Source organism: Desulfoconvexum algidum, from assembly GCF_055382125.1.
The window spans coordinates 4343085-4360582 of sequence record NZ_AP042394.1 but is presented as its reverse complement, the minus strand read 5'-3'; the positions used below and the strand labels follow the sequence as shown (position 1 = coordinate 4360582).

The following is a 17498-nucleotide window of genomic DNA, read 5'->3' as shown; positions in this document are numbered from 1 at the left end:
TTAAATTGACCCGGTAATGGATATGGATTGCCGGGGTTGAAAGGACATTTATGACCACATCCATCATAGCCTCTATCGGCAATACCCCCATGGTTGAAATCAAGAGGTTAAATCCGGTTCCCGGCGTGAAAATTTTTGCCAAACTGGAATATATGAATCCGGGCGGATCCATTAAAGACAGGTCGGCCCTGTATATGATCACGGCAGCCGAGGCGGCCGGTCACCTTTCTTCGGAAAAAACCGTGATTGAAGCCACCAGCGGTAATACCGGGATCGGGCTTGCCATGATCTGTGCGGTAAAGGGCTATAAGCTTGCCTTGACAATGGCGGAAAATGCCAGTGAGGAAAGAAAGCGAATATTGCGGGCCCGGGGTGCCCGGATTATTTTAACCCCCCAGCACCTGGGATCTGACGGTGCCATTGAAGAGGCCTACCGCCTTGCCAGGGAAAATCCGGATCAGTATTATCTCGCGGACCAATATAATAATGAAGCAAACTGGAAAGCCCATTATCATACCACAGGCCCTGAGATCCTTGCCCAGGTCAAGGACCAGAATCAGGGCCGGGTATCCAGTGTTGTGGCAGCCATCGGCACCTCGGGAACCCTCATGGGTCTCGCCCGGTATTTTAAAGAGGTTGATCCAAGCATCAAGATTGTTTGTGCTGAACCCTATCTGGGGCACAAGATCCAGGGGTTGAAAAATATGAAGGAATCCTATACCCCCGGGATTTTTGATAAAAGACTATTGGATACCACCATCCGTGTGGCCGATGACAAGGCCTTTGAAACGGCCCGTCAATTGGCCCGTCATGAGGGCTTGTTTGTGGGTATGAGCAGCGGGGCGGCCATGGCTGTCGCCATTGAGGAAGCCCATAATATCCAAACGGGGGTGGTGGTGGTCATCTTTCCCGATAGCGGGGAACGATACCTTTCCACCTCTCTTTTTTGTGTGGAAAAAAAGATTGACCTTCGGGTGCACAACACTCTGACCCGGCAAAAAGAGCAGTTTGTACCCATTGAACGGGACAAAATAGGCATCTACACCTGTGGCCCCACCGTTGACCGGCGTCTGCATGTCGGGTTGCTTCGGCGCTTTGCCTTTACTGATTTATTGGTTCGGTATCTTGAGTTTCATAAATTTACCGTCAACCATGTCATTAATATAACCGATTATGATGACAAGACCATTAAGGGATCGGGGGCGGCAGGCCAGTCCCTTGATGCCTTTGTCCTCCCCTACATAGAGGCCTTTAAATCAGATCTGGCCCGTTTGGATATACGACCGGCCCAGGCCTATCCCAGGGTGTCTGAGCATTTTACGGAGATGACGGATCTGTCACGGACCCTGCTTGCCCGTAACCATGCCTATGAGAAATTGCACTCGGTCTATTTTGATATTGCCAGCCAGCCCGAGTATGGTGATTTCTCAAAGGTGGACCTCAATAAGATTAAACTTGGTGCCACCGTTGACCTGGATGAGTATGAGAAACTCAATCCCAGGGATTTTACCCTGTTAAAGCGGGTGAGCCTTTCAGAGCTGAAACGGGGGGTGGGGATAAAGACGGAGTGGGGGAATGTTCGGCCATCTCTTCATTTACAATGTTCGGCCATTGCCATGCGCTATCTGGGCAAGCAGTTTGATATCCACACCGGTAGCCGGGAGCTTTTGTTTCCCCACCATGAAAATGAGATTGCCATTGCCAGGGCAGCCGTAGGATCCACCCTTGCCAATGTGTGGATGCATTGTGATCCCACCCAATATGACGGTTCCCTGGACGAAGAGAAGTTGGAAGAAATAACCCTTGATACCCTTGCCCAACAGGGGTGGGATATGAAAACCATTCGATTCTGGCTGATTTTCAGTCATTATAGGAAACAGTTGATCCTGTCTGCCCAGGCCTTGCGGGATGCAAAATTTACCTTGGCCAAAATGAACAGATGCATTGAAACCCTGGGTGCCATCACCCGTTCGGACAGGGGTGGCGGGACAGATCAATCTGAAAATGCTAGTGATTTGGAAAATAATGATCAATTGATTTATGACCTTCGTCAGGGCGTCCTGTCGGCAATGGCAGATGACCTGAAGGTCTCCAATGTAATTTCCTGCCTTCTTTCGGGGGTCAAAAAAATAAACCGTCTGATTAACCTGGACCAGATCACTCCCTTTTTTGCCAAACAATTGCTCAATTGTTTCAAGGAAGTGGACGCCATGTTAAAAATATTTGATTTTAACACAAAAATGGAATATTCCAATACTGCCCAAGAGCTCATCGAGGAACGTGATGAGGCCAGGCTTAAAAATGACTGGGTTCTGGCGGACAAGATGCGGGATGAGCTTGTGACCATGGGGGTTTATGTCCATGATAAAAAGGTGTGACCTCCTCTATGAATAAAAATAGGAATAAAAATATGCCAGAAAATATGCTAAAAACGATGTTTTTCCCTTTTGCCCATATCTCTAAAACTCAACTGACCAGTGTCACCACATTTTTTCAGAACATGGGCCTTTTACCCCTGGTCCCGGATTTTGCCTCTGATCCCCTGCGGGCCGCCTTGACTGAAAAAGGAATTTTGCAACCCCTCTTTTCTTCGGCCCAGGAGCTTTTGGGGGTAGAAAAACAGGTGCAATCCTATCTGGACTGGGCCAAACTTCACAGGGGAAATGAACGAAACCTGAAATCATTGCTCAAAGATGAGCCCTATTTTATGGATGCTACCGGGCTTTCCAGTATTCAATCCCAGATCAAAAGGGGGGTAAAAGAGACCGGCGCTGACCCGAAAAAAGAGGTGCAAAATCCCTTGTTGTTATTGAAATTTGCACAATTATTGGATGCCCAGAATGAAGGGATTGATGATGAGTTAAGGGTTTTGGAAAATAGTAAAAACTCACTTTTTTCAGAATTAACAGGAGAAAATTCGGAAAAAAACTTTGAAACCTTTGCCAGGCTTCTGGAAGACTCAGCCTACACTGATCCCGGCAGGATAATGACCAAAGAAAGAGTTTTGTCATGGTTCAGATATGCCGGTGAGAAAAAGATTTTTAATCAGCCGGGCGCTCCTCTTTTAGTAACCACAAGCCCTGCTGTATTGGATTTTATGGTGTCCCGGTGTGAAGGGGTGATAAATGCCCTTGACATTGATTCCATAAAAGTGCATGAGAATGATTGTGAAAAGAAATGCAGTTGGCAGCAGAGCTTTTCTCAATTTTTAAAAGAAACAATTGCAGGAAAAAAATCTTTCGGAAGTGTTCAGCCGGAAGCAGATGACAGATGTCGTTTGTCGGGCCGAATTAAATTGTGTCTTTTCCCGGAAGGTGGTATGAAGGCGTTTTTAAATATACCGGATCAGTCGATTGCCGTCTGTCTGGTACAACTAAAATCATAAAGAACTTGATTTTATCAAATGACATGTTATAAAAGCGGTTTTTAAGCGCAAGGTTATATTTAAAAAGTGATTTTATAATACTATTAATTTATTAAGGAGACTATTAAGATGGCATTTAATCCTATTGTTGATGAAACAAAATGCGTTGGTTGTGAAGAATGTGTAGACGTATGCCCCGTAGAAGTATTTGAGATGCAAGATGGAAAATCAGTTCCTGTCAATGCAGAAGAGTGCATGGGCTGTGAAAGCTGTGTAGAAGTTTGTGAAGAAAACGCGATTGTAGTTGAAGAAGACTGATTTCAACGTTTTCTGTTTGATAAAAATGCCGGGTCTGTCCAACAGATACCGGCATTTTGTTTTATCAGGTTTACCCCCCCCCATTGGGGGGAGATCAAAACCTCAAGGAGAGACAGCTTAACCCGCCATCCAGTTTTCTAAACTCGGAAGCATCCACTTCAATTGTGGTATATCCCTTTTCTTCAATCAGGTGCTTTGTCTCGGGAAATCCCATGGGCACCAGCACCCTGTCATTAATCCAGACACAATTGGCAGCATATGCCTCTCGTTCATCAACGGGCAGAAGGGTAAAACTTTGAAATTCAGGTTTGTTTAAAAATTCACCAGCCGCAAGAAGGGTGTTGTTTTCCAGATAGGATATCCCTGTTTTTAAATGAAGCACCGTGGTAAGGGGGACAGCCGCGGCGGTCATTCCGTATTTTCTCAAGAGGGATGACAATTGCTCAAATCCGTTCTTGTTTGTGCGCAGGGACAGCCCTACTAAAAAATGGGACCCCACCATCATGATATCACCGGCATCAAGAGTTCCGGGTGCCTGAATGGCTTCCACGGTCAGGCCGAGGGCTTCCATGGCCTTTTTTACCGATGAAATTTCTCCTCTTCTCGTCTCTGCCCCGGGATTGGTGATGATGGCACAATGGGGTGTCACAAGGCAGGTATCCTCAATAAAGGTGGAATCGGGATAATTTTCATCTGCTGCCAGTACCACAACTTCCAGGCCACAGGCTTCAAGGGCCTCCCTATACCGGGTATGCTGGGCCAAGGCCAAAGAATAATCAGGTTTCCCCAAGTTTGCGTTGCTGATGCCGTTGACCAGGTTTTTGCACGGTATTTTGACCATAGCTGTCGTAAACATAGCTTGCTCCTTTTCTATCTGTCAGGACTCGGACTTGTCCGGAATCCTGAAAAATTGGTTAAATAAACGCCTGCAGTTACCAGTACGGCACCTGCCAGAATCTCTCGTGTGATGGGTTCCTTAAGAATAAAATAGGAGAGAACAATGGCAGAGACCGGTACGAAATTAATAAATACGCCTGCCTTCATGGGACCGAGCGTTTGTATCCCTTCATAATACCAGAAAAATCCCAAAACCGTTCCAAAAAATCCCAGATAAAAGAGACTGATCCAGTCCATGGCCCCATAACTAGGGATATTGGAAAAAAGGCCATGGCTTAAGGCCGGGAAAAAAAGCATCAGGGTGCCGGCGATGGCTGAATAACAAACCGCTGCCATGGGGGACAACGTTTGCATGAGGGGCTTGCCCATGAGCGAATAAGAGACCCATGAGACCACACAGCCGAAAATAGCCAATTCTCCTTTTCCCATACCTGTTTTAAAAATATCGGTTATGTGGCCCGAGGAAATAACCAGCAATGCACCGGTTACAGATAAACAAAGGCCGGCTATCTTTAAGCGGGACAATCTATCTTTGAACAGCAATACCGAGAACAGACTGATAAAAATAGGATTGGTGGCAATAATCAGGGATGCCCGGTTGGCATTGATCAGGGAAAGCCCGGTAAAAAAGAAAATATTATAGGCAAATATACCGGTAAGCCCGAGGAAAAGGATATTGACGGCCTGACCCCAATTGATACCGGGCAGGCGGCCTTCTGTTCTTCGGGTCAAAAAAATCAAAAATGCCGAGGCGATGGCAAATCTTAAAAAAGCTGCAGAATAGGGGTCTACACTGCCGGCAATCCCTTTTCCGGCAATAAAGGTTCCCCCCCATAAAAACGCGGTCAAAAATAGTTTGAAATAGGTCATTTAGGCTTCCCTATCTTTTTGGTTTGCAATAAAAAATTTGTATTTGTACAGACACGCCGTGAAAAGTCAAGGCGGATCTTCACATTGAATCCCGGGAATTTTATGGCATTTAGTATGAAATTGTGTTTTACTACCCGCCATCTTAACCGCATAATTAAAAATTAATAAAGGACCAAATATGAAAAAATGGACAATTATATCTTTTATGGTGTTATTGTGGACTATCCCGTCCTCCTGGGCGTTGGATGGCAGAAAAATCATTGAGATCCAGCGGGATCGGCATGAGGTTGAAAGTGCTCAGGACCACTCGGTCATGCTGCTCATTGATAAAAAAGGTAAGCGCAATGTCAGGGAGATCAAACGCTATGGCAAAAAACTTGAAAATGGATTGCGTCGCAGTATGCTTGTTTTTACCCTGCCAAAGGATTTAAAGGGTACGGCCCTTTTGACCTGGGAAATTGCCCCGGGTGAATATAAGCAATGGCTCTGTCTGCCTGACAAAAAATCACTCCAGCGAATTTCTTCCCACTCCAATCGGACGCCTTTTATGGGAAGTGATTTCACCTACGAGGACATGCAGCCGGATACATTGGATAATTATTTATTTTCATCACCTGACACACAGGTCTTGGATGGCAAGGAGTGCTTTGTCATTGACATCACACCGGCCACACGGGAAATCGGGAAAAAAAGTGCCTATGGAAAACGCAGGGTATGGATTCGAAAAGATATTTATTTTACCGTTAAAATCCAATTTTTTGATCGCAGGAACAATCTTTTGAAAACCCAGACAAGCCACAGCCTGAAAAACTCCCACGGTACGGTCTGGTATGCGGAAAAAGTGCTCATGGATAATCACCGTAAAAATCATAAAACCCTTATGGGAGTCAAAACCAAACAGGTAAATATTGATATTGCTGATGATTTTTTTACTGAAAAAACTATCCTAGGCGGAAAACATTTATAGCCATAATATTCATGGCTTTCTGCGCAACAGGTAAATAAACCATGCAAAAATTAATGTTGTTTAGTCATCGGCATCCCCTTGTCACCTTTCTTGTTTTAATTTGTATCTCACTTGTGGCAGCCATGCAATTGCCTATGCTCAAGATTGATCCTTCCCTGGACGGATTGAGAACCGGTGACAAGGCGGCAAAAAACAGATACCAGGATGCCGTGGAAACTTTTGGATCGGACAAGATTAATATTATCTACATAAAAGATCCCCATTTGTTTTCTCCTGAAAAGCTCTTGTTGGTGGACGAACTGGTATACGGCCTGGGAAATATTCCCGGCATCCTCAAGGTTGAAAGCCTGTTCTCAACAAATAATTTTAAAAACAGTGAAGGGTCTCTGGTCACAGGTCCTTTAACCGGCTGGGTGCCGGAAACCAAAGAAGAGGCCGGGCAATTGCTGGACAATGCCCGGGCAAACCCCATCATCAATGGGAATCTGGTGTCTGAAACCGGATCGAGCATTGCCGTCAACCTGTTTGTAGACGCAAACGATCAGAACCCCAATTTTTATCGAAACCTGACCCTGGATATTGACCGGTTGATTGAGCCGGTTCAGGATCAATTCCAGGAAATTTTTCAAATCGGAGACCCATATCTTCGGTATGAAATCTCTGAAATGATGCTCACAGATCAAAAGAGCATTACCCCTTTTTCCATACTGATTTTGTTTCTTACCCTGGTGGTTGTCACTCGGTCCCTTGGTTGTGCTGCTCTGCCCATGCTGACATCCTCTACCAGTATACTGTGGATTGGCGGGTTTATGGCCTATACGGGAATCCCCGTGAATATTCTGACCGTTCTTATCCCCTCCCTGGTGATTGTCATTGGTTCAACAGAAGATGTGCATTTGCTGCTGGAATATGAAGAGGGCATCCATGTAAAGGGAATAAAATCTTTGGCCATTGACCGGATGATCAATAGAATGGGCGTGGTCATCCTGGTGACCTCCCTGTCCACCTTTCTGGGATTTCTTTCCATCTGCCTGAACAATGTCATCATTTTAAAGCAATTTGGTATGATCGCATCCTTCGGCCTTTTTGTGAATCCGCTGATTACCTGCCTGATCACCCCCATATACCTGCGCCTGTTCGGAAGCAATAAATCCCGCCAAAGCAAGGTTCCCGGTAACACAGCATTAAATCCACCCCAAAAGAACTGGCTTGATTTTTTTGCTGATTTTATCGTTGCCCATAAAAAAAAAGTGCTCATCGGTTTTCTGGTGGTTACCCTGGGCATCGGCCTGTTCGGATTCCGGGTAAAATTAGAGAATGACTACGTTGCCATGTTTAAAAAAGGGGCGCCGGTTCTTACCCGGTTGGATGCCCTGACATCAGATTTTCCCGGCATGCAGACTTTTTTTATTCGTATCAGCGGCGGTCACAAAGATATATTCAAAGATCCCGAAAATCTTAAACAAATTGCGGATATCCAGTCGTATATGCGCAATGGCAATTTTTTTGATAAAACCATTTCCCTGGTGGATTTTTTAACACTCATCCATCGGGAAATGAACCAGGGCGATCCTGAAATGCACATCTTGCCGCCCACAAAAGAGCGGGTGGCTCAGTATCTTGCCTTTACAGAGGATGATGACATTAACCGGTATGTGAATGACGATTTTTCTGATGTCAATATCATGGTCCGGCATAACCTTAATTCTTCCCATGATTTGAAAAAAGCATTGAAAGACCTGGAAAAACAGATTCGTCTTGTGCTGAACCCCCACTTTACATTTGGTTTTACCGGGGACAACATCCTTACCCTTGAAGGGGCGGATGCCATTGCAGACGGGCAGGCCAAGTCGATTTTTCTGATGCTGTTTATCATTTTTGTCCTGATGTCGATTATTTTTACCAATATCAAGGCCGGATTTTTATCCCTTGTACCCAATATAATTCCAGTGGTGGTTAATTTCGGCATCATGGGCATATTTTCAATTCCTTTGAATGTGGGCACGGCAATGGTGTCCGTAATTGCCATTGGTATTGCCGTGGATGACACCCTTCATTTTATGACCCGCTACAATGATGAAATGCACCAGGTCAAAAACCAGGATGAGGCCATGAAACGGTGTATTCGATCGGAATTTAAAGTGGTAGCTGCCACCTCCATTGCACTGAGCCTTGGGTTTGGGGTGCTGGCCTTTTCTCAATTTATGCCCATTGTCCAGTTTGGCATACTGTCGGCCGTTGTCATGTTGGTTGCCTTTCTTTGTGATATCATTGTCACGCCGGTGCTTCTTTCCAGCACCCGATTACTGACCATGTGGGATATTCTGAGTTTGAAGTTAAGACGGGAGGCAATTGAGCAGTCTGAATTTTTCAGGGATTTGAAAATGTGGCAGATTAAAAAAATTGTGCTTTTGTCCAGGATCGTCACCAAATTGAAAGGAGAGATGATCTACCGGGAAAATGAAAACTGGGGGGCAGAAGAAGGGCGATCCCAAAGCATGTACCTGCTTTTGGAAGGAAATGTCCGGCGTTACCACCTCCAGTCAGACACCGGTAAAGAAGTGCCGGTGGGATTTTATTCCCCGGGTGATATTTTCGGCTATATTGCAATCTTGGACAATAATTCGTCAAGATCTGCCAGCACCCGGGCCTTGAGCGATATCAAATACGTTGAGATCAACAAAGAAAGCCTGGATCGACTTCACAAAATGTATCCCCATATATGGGGAAAACTATATCGGAACCTGGCCCGCATACTGGGAGACCAACTGGTTGTCTGGCAGGGAATTTTTTCAGAAAGAGGGGGCCTAAAGTGAAATTTTTCTTCCATTGTCTTTTGGTAATTTGTTGTTTGGGAACATTCTCACCGGGGTTTGCCGCTGACGACCTGCTTGATGAACTTGATGCTTTGATGGAAACCCTCCCAGAGGTGGAAGCAAGGGATACTGCCGGTGATAAATCCCCCTTTTTTAAACAATTATCAGATCACCTGGATCTTAATTTGAATATCAGCTATTTCCATTATCTAACCTCGCTTGACAACCATGACAGCAATGAAGGTGAGGCCCAGCTAAAATTTAAGACCTGGGGGGGAGTGGAGAAACATTCCTTTCATCTTGAAGGGTGGCTTGAATATGGCACCCAGGACAATACCTATGCAGGAGTAACTCCTTTGTGGAAAGATCAGGACCGGGAACGCCGGATTCTTGAAATAAGTCAGGTCTACGGGCTTTTCGATTTAAACGGGATCGGGGTGACCGTGGGGAAAAAGATTATTCCCAACAACACCAACAGCATTTATCCCCTGTCTCAGGTATATCATCCCCTTGATTTGAATGAGCCTAGTGATCCCAGAACCTATGGGGTCTGGCAGCTGAGTGTTGACAAGGTTTTTGGTGATGATACCCTGGTGAGAGCATCTGTCTATCCCGTATTCCAAGATCCCAAGGTGCCAAGCGCAACCTCCCGATGGATGACGGTACAGCCGGATTCGGATTATTGGTATTCTGACGAATTTGATCTTTCAAGTTTGGATGCCATGACCTCTTTTATCCTCTATTATTTTGGCGGTTTTCTTCAAGATAACGATTTTTTAAAATTTTTTCTGGATACAAAAACGGTTGTGGTTGAAAATGACGGGCCCGGCGCAGGATTGGAGGATATGGGATATTCAGGGCTCATCAAAACCATGGTGGGAGACCTGGACCTTTTCGGGTCTGTTTTCCATGGTCCCAACCCCTTTCCCGTCGTCTATTTTGAAGACAGGGGAAGTGAAGTTGCATTGATTAAAAGAAACCCCAATGTTTTACGGCTGGCCACGGGCGGTACCTTTACCTGGCAGAATTTTGAATTTCACACTGAACTTTTATACAACCATGCCAAAGATAATACTGACGACAGTTATATCAGCTATACCGGTGGGGCCACCATTACAGATGCTCTGACTGCCACCTTGTTCAATATTGACCAGGTACACTGGCGAATTGACTATGCCGGGGAAAGCGTTGTTCACCGGCAGGATGCTCAAGGATATTATTTAAGCTCGGAATATATCAGACCCTTTACCAAGGATATCCTGCTTCAGCTGCTGTTGCAGGTCAATTCTGATACCAATCTATATTATCATATGGATCTGGATATTGGCCGCGATGCTCAATATCACAGGATCGGCGGTACCTATCGGTTTTATCCTGGTATGGTGCTGGAAGTGTATACAGAATTATTCGATGGCGATGACACTTCTTTTATCGGATTATGGCGTGATAATGACAGGCTTGGCTGCCAGCTAAAATGGTCATTTTAAACATCTTTTTTAAAAATTTTGACATCCTGTTTTTTTTTATCCAGAAAATTTCGGTCTGGAATTCACCCTATACGAGAACCCAGCAGACATCGGAGACAGTCTTATCTCAAATTGAAAATGCACACATCAAGATCAAAGAAGATCCAAGATTAAGAGAACAGGAATGGGGCAATTTTTATACCCTTGATCAGGCTGCCAAAGAAAACGAAGAACGGAAAAGACACAGTTATTTTTTTTATCGAATAAAAGATGGTGAATCCGGTGCTGATGTGTATGACCGGATTTCCACCTTTCTGGAAACCCTTCTAAAATACAAAGACTCACTCTTTGAATCTTTTCAATTTCAAACCAAGTAGCGTCTCGCCAGGGAAGGAATCCAGCCATAGAAGAGGACATGATGCTGGGTGGGAGGAGAGTTGTTAGGTTTAAATGTGCTGGGAGTTTGCAGAATCGGGCTAATGAATAACGAATTAATTCGCATCCAAATAACGTATTGATTTTTTAGCTATTATCCCGATAAAATATCAAAAATAAAAATATAAAACAAGTATACAAAAAAAAATAATATCTGTATCATTGATTATCGGGCTTAAGAATTCTCTGCTCTCATTTAAAATCATAGTAAGCCCATATTTAAAACCATTTTAACCTTTGAAAGGAGATTACCATGGAATCAAGCGTTTACAAAATTGTTGAAATTGTAGGGTTTTCTGAAACTTCTTGGGAAGAGGCTGCTAAATCTGCCGTTGCAGCTGTTGACAAATCTGTTCGAGACATGCGTATAGCTGAAGTTGTCAAGATGGATATGCGTTTGGAGGATAACAGAATTGTTGGTTACCGTACCAAATTAAAAGTCTCCTTTAAATTGGAATAGACAATTAATTTAAAAGTGATATTCAAAATAGTGCTTCCTAACTTGAATTAATTTTGCCCCTGGAGTGTGCGTGATTGTCTGATTATCTTTGTCCTAATGCATAATAAATGGGAGTCCACATTTTTACCGGCGCCCAAGTTCCAGATGGTATGGAAAAGCCAGAAGGTAATATTGGACACCCACCTTTTGAACTAAGGGTTCAAATCCTAAACAAGCAACACGGCATTTTTGGGGGACTTATAACATAGGTACAAGGAATATTGTGAAATTGGAAATTAATGATATGGGGTTAGAATCGTCTGAAGATCTTGATGGTTAAATTTTGAATCCATTTCCCGCTATAAAAATCAATTTTTCCCCAAACCTTAAAACTCGACTTATTTCATTTAATGCTCTGTGCACGTGAGGAATAGAACAGAGAGTATCGGTATCAATACGGTATCTACAGAGTTTTTTTTCAATGGAATTTCTTCTCCTGGCAAACCAATAAACTCAACATCAAATGGAATTTCCTCCGCTTTATATCCACAATAGCATTTGACCTTAATTCTTAAAATATTCAGACGCCTCTATTCTCAGACGGTTCTGTTTTAAAAACGTTTCTTATAATCCCAGATCTTCATTTATTAATACAATGTTATTTCTACCAGTAAGAACCAGGATATTTTTTTGGACCTGTTCCCTAAAACGTCATGGAACCGCCCTATGATATATTCTTGATATCTATTACCGGTATTATATTTTCTAAAAAAAATTTGAAGCATAACTGAATTGTCAGCAATAAATACTTCAAAGTTAATGGAGATGGCATACAGGTTAGTTTCCTGGATGGAGAAAATTACAGAATGTGGTTGCAAATCAAAATTGCATTCATATATTTAGGTTCTGCAAACACTAATATTTTAATGGGAGATCAAATGCAAAACACATGGACATACAAAAATTATGAGATCGAAGAAGGGCTAAAACCTGGAAGTAAAACTTTTCGTTATTTTTTTAAGATTCTCGAAAGTGGTGGGAAAAAATGTAATTGCTGTGTTTGGATTGCTGATGAAGCCCTTAGCCAATTCGATCCGGCCAAAAAATTTGATGTTATTGTCGCTTCCCAAAAAGACACCTGGCACCATTGGATAAAGGGAAAAATAGACGAGGGTGATTTTCGGAATCGAGCTTTAAAAATAGAACAACAAGGTCAACTTGAAATCAATCTGTCGGACATGTCGGATCATATCAAGCCTGAATAAAAATATTGCGTTGACCTTGTTGTTCCAAATCTTAATTGTGTCTTCCGTTTTTGCTCTCGCTGTTGCTCAAATTGATGCTCTTCATGATGCTGATAAACTTGGGTTGGGTAGCTTGCTACTTGGCCCACTTCTCGGTGACTATTCTTAAGTTTTAAAGAAATTACCGTCCACCGTCAAAATCCTTCATTTAGGCCCTTTTATAAACCGTTTTATTATGTTTATTTTGGGCATAAGCAAAGATATGAATCATTTGCCCTCAGCTAATGTTGACCCCGGTCCGGCTAAAGGTCTAAAGGTCTTTTTTGATGACCCACAGAAGGGACATTCCCAATCATCCGGAAGATCTTGAAAAGTTGTCCCCGGAGGGGTGTTTGTCTTTGGTTCTCCTTTGTCAGGGTCATAAACATATCCGCAATTGTGTATTTGACATTGATACATATTTTTTGGATCTGCCATTTTAATTCTCCTTTTCTAAGTAAATTAATTTAATGTTAAACGATCAAAGCGGGGTATGTCGTAACCCACTTCATAGATGACATGAACCGTCCCATTTGCTATAGATGAGAGAATGAAACACAACCGCCATGAAAAAGGAGGCGACTCATGAAATCAATTATAAACAGATTCTCAACTCTGGTCAAGGGAACTGTTGCTGAATTTGATCGTATCATCCGAAAATCAGGATAATTGGAGAATAACATTCCTGGATGAAAAATATCAAGAGGAAGCTTTATAAATAAGCCACTCGTGCAACTTCGTTGCCAAACAATCTGCCATCATAATTTTATAAAAATATAGAGTAAATGTGTGTGTAGGTTACTATATATATCCTGGATATATCTCTACCTGGAGGCACTTGGACCCTATAGTTGATTGCCACACTATATTGGCTTAAATTTTTTGATTATTTTAAACTGATTTTGCTATTCCTACTTTATTTTGAAACCCAATTATTGGTCGCGTTGCTCCCATAATTGGGTTTTTAAAGGTAAGGACAGCTTGAATAATAAGAAAAGGGGAAGCAAAATTTATCTGCTTCCCCCTGGTTTTTCTGTCAAATTGTGTACCACACTTAGAACACTTAGAAACCCCTATTTTTATTGAGGATTTACAGGACATATTTAGTAGGTTTATGGGCATTCTGGTCTCTCCCATTGGTGTCAAAAGGTGTCAACATTGTATCAAACTTTGGTGTTTTAATGGGAAATGAGAAAATAAAAAAGGATCTTAGAAAAATCCTAAGCCCCTTTACTGTAGATGGTGCGCCCGGCAGGATTCGAACCTGCGACCTATGGATTCGAAGTCCAGCGCTCTATCCAGCTGAGCTACGGGCGCACAAGGTGATGAAGTTCATATTAAATAGCATAGTCAGGGGCTTTATGCAAGATCTGAAGAGCCTTTTCTGGCTTGATTTTTCACTTCTGAGTCATGATAGTTCAATCTATCGTGATTGTGACTTTGAACCATTTGTTTTTATTGATTTTTCAAACAATTATTAACAATTTTACTTTTGGTTTCGTTTGGAATCGTTTGTAACTGTTTGACCTTGACGGGAACAATTTGGGCACAACCCGAAGCAGGGTAGGGTAGGGGGATAATAGTTCCTTCTACCCTATTGTTTTTTATATGACACGGGGACAAAGTATCCCCGTGTTTGAATTCTTCAGTAAAGAATCACCTTACCAAGAATCCTATCCGCCACCTGGCGAACATCAGAAATACATCACCTACCTTTGGGGTTCTTTTCAGAGCAATTGCATCCTCCGGTTTTTTTCTCTGCGGCAATCTTTTCCAGGATCAGGGAGCGAGAATTGGCTACGGCATCAGATTCAATGTCAGCAACTGTATATCCGAAGCAGTAACAGATCAGTTCATCTTTTTTCTTTGATACCATAAAATCATCTCTGCATTCTCAAGAAATTATCCAAGGCCTCTATCATAACACCTGCCACCGTTGCTCCATTCTCTTTGGCATATCTTTCAATCCTTTCAACCATCTGACAAGGTAACTCAATGGATAAGGTCTGAGTAGGATCTGAACATTCATCTGCAATGGATTCTTCTGTCATCGTGTTCCTTTTTTTAAATCGTTGTCCCAGATTCTTCCATATTTGCTGTTTTTATACAATAGAAATTAAATGTGTGTGGCCGGGTGCCTGGGAAGTGTAATACGGTATGTGCTGAAGGGCGATAGCTGGAGCATGGCAACTTCTCTAAAATTCTGTAATCCCTCTATTTACAACTATTACAGCCGATAAAGGCCTCCCAAATAAAAAAACAATCTGTCCATAATAGAAAAATATTGCACTGATTGGGTGATTGTATAGTTTCTATGGGGTTTAAATTGTATTAAAATTAGTTTTTGGCAGGTTTTAAAATGCATGACCCGATCCATAAAGAAAAAGCAACAGTCCACTTATTATCTTGGGTTTTGAAAAATTTGGGAGGAAACTGAGACTCCAATAAAGGTCAATGGCATTTTGATTTAATTGATCCTTTCTTATTCCATATATTTGAATATTTCTTTACAAAATGTTTGAAACATTGATACTGATTTGTAGATCACTTTTCTATCGTTTCAGGTCGGATAACATTACAAGTTACATGATATCCAGATTTGCACAATAACTTGTTACATTAGACGTGGACGATGGATAAGGCAGTTTCAAACACTCGGTTATGTTAGGATTTACATATAGCTTTACGGCGGATCTCCCTGGAAAGTTTAAAAAAGTCGAGATATCTTTCTGCATTGCGCTGAGCATATTTGTCACGCAGGTATTTGATGGGCGGAAATCTCTTGGAGAAGTCATCTATCATCCACTGTATCTCCTTGTAGCCGCTGGAGGTTTGTGAGCTGCGCAAGACACCGCGCTTCCTTGCGGTTTTGCCCGCAAGAAATAATATGTCCTGGAGGGTCCGGAATTGCCGTGCTTTATGGGACAGCCGCCAGTAAGTGAGGCTAAGACACATCAGGGAGGCATTTTCCGGCATTACACGGATATCACCGGGCTTGATTTTAACCTTCCGGCCCCCGCCGCCACGCACCTTCCATTCATAGTCGACAAGCTTGTTCCGTATGGCAAGCAGCAGGGCCTCGGTGGCCATTATCATCTCCTCTGTGCCAAAAATTTTTCCTACTTCATCAATACTGTTCAGCGCTGCTGTATACACTGGTTCTTCATCGAACAAATCACCGTAGCGTTCGGATTTTACTTGATGCGGAAAGTCTTCCTTGACGCGGGACCAGATCATGCGCTGGAACGAATTCGAGATATTAGTCTCCAGGGTCTTTCGTTCCTTTGCGACCAATACACAAAAATCCAGATCCGTGCATGCCGTCTCAAAAAAACTATTTTTGTTTTCCTTAAGCTTTTTCAGGATATAACGTGTCTTGACGGGCAGGGTCTTGTGAGCTGCTCGCTGGGCGATCTTTTCCATCAGATCATCGGTGGTAAAAACGATCTTGGCAATGGCACGGTGCTTGGCCATCTCCAGTCTGTCATAACGATCCTGGCCAAGGTGCTTGAAAAAACTGAGCAGCCGCCCGTCATACAGAGACAGCGCTGCGGGTTGATATTTCAGGCTGCGGATAAAGGCGTTGTCAAACAGGCCCAGCAGAAACTGCATGATGATAGAGTCCATGTAAGCCGGCTGCAGCTTGTAGGTACGTTTGGTCCGCCACCAGATCTGTTTGCGCTTCTTTTTGGTACGGGTGTCCACTCCGTCTTGGTCAAGATCTGCATCCGTAGGCGGGGGGAAATACTTTATTGGGGCCAGTTTTTTGATACGGCTATCCTTGGATATCCGCAAGGAGTTAAAGGATTGACCATGGTCAATCTTGATGAATCGGTCATACCGCTCTTCGGTTTCCGTGGGCTGATTGGCCAGTGCAAGACCGTAATTTTGTGAAGAAAGATCGTTTTCCTCAAGTAATATGGACGACCACAGCACCAGCATGAAGCCTTCGGGATTATTGATAAAAGCCTCCCTGAACCGCTTGACATTGACCTTGTGCTTTGGAACTTCCAAGATGTCCCGCACTGCGCGATAGGGTACGAATTCTGACAGCAGATTATTCTCATCTCCGGTGCGGATTTTGGGCTGGCGATTTCCGATGATGTAACGGTATATTTCCCCTGTCATACACTCAATAAGCACTTCCTGCTTGCTCGACAGTTTCTTTAAAACCCATTCTTTCAGCTTTCCGTTTTTCCGTTGTAGGGTGCCAAGCTTTGTGGAATTGGCGCTTTGTGTCATGGCGCCGTCATCTTTCTTTGCTTTGAACGTTTTGATGCTCTTGTTGCCTGTACCCATCGTCTGTCTCCAATTAAAATTTGTATCCGGGTTAGAGCGCCGTGGCTATTTATCTTACTCGGCGCAGCTGATTTTACCCCGCAACGTTAAAGGTCAAATTAAGTAATTTAAATAAATGTTAATTGTATGTCAATTTCTTTTTCTTTGCATCCAGGGCAATGGATTTAAAATTAACAGAGGCAAATATGATTAACCTGTGGTTTGTCAGAAAAAAAATAAGAGAAAAATGTATGATAATTTGACTTTGAACTATTGTGCATATCAGTTCTAATTTTTTGGAACTGGTCAAATTTTAACCCTATAACGCTACTTAGATGAAATTAAACTTGAAATATTTGCATAGT

16 protein-coding genes, 1 tRNA gene and 1 other RNA gene are annotated in these 17498 nt (G+C 43.0%); 11 read left to right on the top strand and 7 right to left on the bottom strand.

All coding sequences use genetic code 11. The features are described 5' to 3' along the window. The first annotated feature begins 50 nt into the window (after positions 1-50). The 3 genes from ACZ45G_RS19770 (at position 51) to ACZ45G_RS19760 (ending at position 3682) form a co-directional block, all read left to right on the top strand. Complete coding sequence (locus ACZ45G_RS19770; protein ID WP_464172218.1) at positions 51-2378, top strand: cysteine synthase; 2328 nt, start codon at positions 51-53, stop codon at positions 2376-2378. 32 nt (positions 2379-2410) lie between these two features. Then, positions 2411-3385, top strand: a complete 975-nt coding sequence (locus tag ACZ45G_RS19765) for a hypothetical protein (protein ID WP_464172217.1) — start codon at positions 2411-2413, stop codon at positions 3383-3385. A gap of 108 nt (positions 3386-3493) precedes the next feature. Then, positions 3494-3682, top strand: a complete 189-nt coding sequence (locus tag ACZ45G_RS19760) for a 4Fe-4S binding protein (protein ID WP_464172216.1) — start codon at positions 3494-3496, stop codon at positions 3680-3682. Between the two features lie 94 nt (positions 3683-3776). Here ACZ45G_RS19760 and ACZ45G_RS19755 read toward each other — a convergent pair whose 3' ends face one another. Both ACZ45G_RS19755 and ACZ45G_RS19750 read right to left on the bottom strand, forming a co-directional pair. Next, complete coding sequence (locus ACZ45G_RS19755; protein ID WP_464172215.1) at positions 3777-4538, bottom strand: dimethylarginine dimethylaminohydrolase family protein; 762 nt, start codon at positions 4536-4538, stop codon at positions 3777-3779. Positions 4539-4552: 14 nt separating this feature from the next. Further along, entirely contained in the window at positions 4553-5449 is an 897-nt protein-coding gene (locus ACZ45G_RS19750) for a DMT family transporter (RefSeq protein ID WP_464172214.1), read from the bottom strand. Positions 5450-5627: 178 nt separating this feature from the next. On the opposite strand from ACZ45G_RS19750, the gene ACZ45G_RS19745 reads away from it, so the two are divergent. The 8 genes from ACZ45G_RS19745 to ACZ45G_RS19710 all read left to right on the top strand — a co-directional run bounded on the left by ACZ45G_RS19745 (position 5628) and on the right by ACZ45G_RS19710 (position 12837). Next, positions 5628-6416 carry an outer membrane lipoprotein-sorting protein gene (locus ACZ45G_RS19745; protein WP_464172213.1) on the top strand — a complete coding sequence of 263 codons (789 nt, stop codon included), beginning with the start codon at positions 5628-5630 and terminating at the stop codon, positions 6414-6416. Positions 6417-6457: 41 nt separating this feature from the next. Further along, a complete protein-coding gene (locus ACZ45G_RS19740; protein ID WP_464172212.1) occupies positions 6458-9232 on the top strand; it encodes an MMPL family transporter in 2775 nt (924 codons plus the stop codon). A gap of 35 nt (positions 9233-9267) precedes the next feature. Further along, the gene (locus ACZ45G_RS19735) at positions 9268-10719 is read left to right on the top strand and encodes a hypothetical protein (protein ID WP_464172211.1); all 1452 of its coding nucleotides are present in this window, start codon (positions 9268-9270) and stop codon (positions 10717-10719) included. Next, the gene (locus ACZ45G_RS19730) at positions 10707-11075 is read left to right on the top strand and encodes a histidine phosphatase family protein (protein ID WP_464172210.1); all 369 of its coding nucleotides are present in this window, start codon (positions 10707-10709) and stop codon (positions 11073-11075) included. Before ACZ45G_RS19735 ends, ACZ45G_RS19730 begins: the two co-directional genes overlap by 13 nt. Positions 11076-11113: 38 nt before the next feature. Further along, the gene (locus ACZ45G_RS19725; RefSeq protein WP_464179977.1) at positions 11114-11185 is read left to right on the top strand and encodes a hypothetical protein; all 72 of its coding nucleotides are present in this window, start codon (positions 11114-11116) and stop codon (positions 11183-11185) included. Between the two features lie 201 nt (positions 11186-11386). Next, positions 11387-11593 (top strand): dodecin family protein, encoded by a 207-nt coding sequence (locus tag ACZ45G_RS19720; protein ID WP_464172209.1) that lies wholly within the window; start codon positions 11387-11389, stop codon positions 11591-11593. A gap of 53 nt (positions 11594-11646) precedes the next feature. Further along, a non-coding RNA gene (gene ssrS / locus ACZ45G_RS19715) (6S RNA) lies at positions 11647-11832 on the top strand. Positions 11833-12438: 606 nt separating this feature from the next. Continuing rightward, a complete protein-coding gene (locus ACZ45G_RS19710; RefSeq protein ID WP_464172208.1) occupies positions 12439-12837 on the top strand; it encodes a hypothetical protein in 399 nt (132 codons plus the stop codon). Positions 12838-13083: 246 nt separating this feature from the next. On the opposite strand, the gene ACZ45G_RS19705 is transcribed toward ACZ45G_RS19710, so the two are convergent. The 5 genes from ACZ45G_RS19705 to ACZ45G_RS19685 form a co-directional block, all read right to left on the bottom strand. Continuing rightward, the gene (locus tag ACZ45G_RS19705) at positions 13084-13293 is read right to left on the bottom strand and encodes a rubredoxin (RefSeq protein ID WP_464172207.1); all 210 of its coding nucleotides are present in this window, start codon (positions 13291-13293) and stop codon (positions 13084-13086) included. Positions 13294-14095: 802 nt separating this feature from the next. Beyond that, positions 14096-14172: transfer RNA gene (locus ACZ45G_RS19700), tRNA-Arg, on the bottom strand. 388 nt (positions 14173-14560) lie between these two features. Next, positions 14561-14731: a bacterioferritin-associated ferredoxin gene (locus ACZ45G_RS19695; RefSeq protein WP_464172206.1), complete on the bottom strand. Its 171-nt coding sequence runs from the start codon at positions 14729-14731 to the stop codon at positions 14561-14563. A gap of 4 nt (positions 14732-14735) precedes the next feature. Further along, the gene (locus ACZ45G_RS19690; RefSeq protein ID WP_464172205.1) at positions 14736-14906 is read right to left on the bottom strand and encodes a ribbon-helix-helix domain-containing protein; all 171 of its coding nucleotides are present in this window, start codon (positions 14904-14906) and stop codon (positions 14736-14738) included. A 613-nt stretch (positions 14907-15519) separates the two neighbouring features. Continuing rightward, positions 15520-17154 carry a hypothetical protein gene (locus ACZ45G_RS19685; RefSeq protein ID WP_464172204.1) on the bottom strand — a complete coding sequence of 545 codons (1635 nt, stop codon included), beginning with the start codon at positions 17152-17154 and terminating at the stop codon, positions 15520-15522. Positions 17155-17498 lie beyond the last annotated feature (344 nt).